Source organism: Amycolatopsis sp. SID8362 (assembly GCF_010550475.1).
In the GTDB taxonomy this organism is placed as follows: Bacteria; Actinomycetota; Actinomycetes; order Mycobacteriales; family Pseudonocardiaceae; genus Amycolatopsis; species Amycolatopsis eburnea.
The window spans coordinates 1-228 of the sequence record NZ_JAAGNB010001872.1 but is presented as its reverse complement, the minus strand read 5'-3'; the positions used below and the strand labels follow the sequence as shown (position 1 = coordinate 228).

1 protein-coding gene is annotated in these 228 nt (G+C 77.6%); it reads right to left on the bottom strand.

Annotated features, from left to right (window positions below; translation table 11 throughout):
- The coding region (locus G3I65_RS56285) for a KR domain-containing protein (RefSeq protein ID WP_160704836.1) at window positions 1-228 on the bottom strand (228 nt) is incomplete at both ends.

The following is a 228-nucleotide window of genomic DNA, read 5'->3' as shown; positions in this document are numbered from 1 at the left end:
GGCCAGCGTGCCGGTCATGCCGCCGTCCGGGGTCCAGGCGCCCCAGGCCAGCGACTGGGCCGGCCGCCCCTCGGCCCGCCGCTGCCGGGCGAGCGCGTCGAGGAAGGCGTTGGCCGCGGCGTAGTTGCCCTGCCCGGGCCCGCCGAAGGTGCCCGACATCGAGGAGTACAGCACGAACGCGGCCAGGTCGAGCCCGGCGGTCAGCTCGTGCAGGTGCCACGCGGCGTC